Genomic DNA, 1,346 nt, shown 5'->3' on the forward strand with positions numbered 1-1,346 from the left:
CGCTGACTTCTGGTACAAGTACGTAGGCTTCGGTGGCAAGATCATCGGCATGACAACGTTCGGCGAATCTGCACCAGCAGGCGAACTATTCAAGATGTTTGGTTTCACTACTGAAAACGTAGTAAACACAGCGAAAGAGATTCTAGCGTAATTTTTCTAGACTTCTCGTTATTTAAAGCCCCTGTATGCCTAATACAGGGGCTTTTTCTATTGAGTAATACTCAAAGGTTTACCGCTACCACCTTGGGTTTTGTCTCTGTTCTTATTGCTCTAATTGGATCTCAGTACTGAATTTCACCGTTCTTAGGGAAACTGAGGTGTGAAATTTTCGAATATTCAGATCAGTATGTAGTACCCGCTCAACGAACTGCTCATAAGCTTGAATGTCTTTGACAGTCACCACCAACATGAAATCGTAACTCCCTGAGATTTGGTAACACTGAGTCACTTCAGGCGCTTTCAAAATAGATTGTCTAAATATTTGGTAAATATCAGCTCTATCACGTTCCATTTCTACTGATACAAGCAGTGTCATTGTTCTGCCTGCTAGTTCTGGATTAATAATTGAAACGTCACCGACAATGATGCTCTCTTCCCTTAATCTCTTCACCCGCTTTAAACAAGCAGGAGGAGAGAGACCAACCAATTCGGCAAGCTCAATGTTTGAGATTCTATTTCCTTTTTGAAGGGTTGCTAGAATTTTTCTATCAATACGGTCTATCTGCATAATTTCTTACTTCGGGCATTTCCTTTCTAATGTTTCTAAAATTAACCCAATAAATGAATTTTGAGAATAAAAATAGGATTAATACAAAATATTTATATCATTTCACTGTGTAAAATATTGGGATATTAAACGCATTAAGAGACGACTGTCATGCAGCCTATAGCCATATTTTTCAAAGAGCTTGTAAGAGATATCTTTGACGTCACTTTTACTCTATTCAAAATAATGATCCCAATTATCATTGCCATTAAAGTTATCGAAGAACTAGGCGGCATTGTGATACTCAGCGCATGGATCAGCCCGATTATGGAATTCGTAGGATTACCTAAAGAACTGGGCCTTGTTTGGGCTACGACTATGCTCACCAATATCTATGCTGGGCTGATTGTTTTCATCAATTTAGATATGCAGTTAACGGTTGCTCAAGTCTCCATTCTTGGAAGCATGATGCTTCTGGCTCACTCGCTACCCATTGAAGCGGCGATTGCAAAAAAAGCGGGCGTCAGTTTATTTGCAACACTTTTTATCCGAATTGGAGGCGGTCTATTCTTAGCATGGTTGCTTAATCTTACATATCAAGCGGGCGATTTTCATACTCAGGCCGCCGTCTCTCTGTGGC

2 protein-coding genes and 1 pseudogene are annotated in these 1,346 nt (G+C 39.9%); 2 read left to right on the forward strand and 1 reads right to left on the reverse strand.

Annotated features, from left to right (window positions below):
* Positions 1 to 151, forward strand: a 151-nt coding sequence (locus ACP45E_RS21135) for a transketolase-like TK C-terminal-containing protein (RefSeq protein WP_017035178.1), incomplete at its 5' end; no start/stop codon positions are given.
* 111 nt (positions 152 to 262) lie between these two features.
* Here the strand turns inward: ACP45E_RS21135 and ACP45E_RS21140 are convergent.
* Positions 263 to 727, reverse strand: coding sequence for an Lrp/AsnC family transcriptional regulator (locus ACP45E_RS21140; RefSeq protein WP_017035179.1), 465 nt, complete (start codon positions 725 to 727; stop codon positions 263 to 265).
* A 150-nt stretch (positions 728 to 877) separates the two neighbouring features.
* On the opposite strand from ACP45E_RS21140, the pseudogene ACP45E_RS21145 reads away from it, so the two are divergent.
* A pseudogene (locus ACP45E_RS21145) lies at positions 878 to 1,346 on the forward strand (hypothetical protein); the annotation flags it as partial.

It is taken from the genome of Vibrio genomosp. F10 str. 9ZD137, assembly GCF_049974785.1.
Lineage (GTDB): Bacteria > Pseudomonadota > Gammaproteobacteria > Enterobacterales > Vibrionaceae > Vibrio.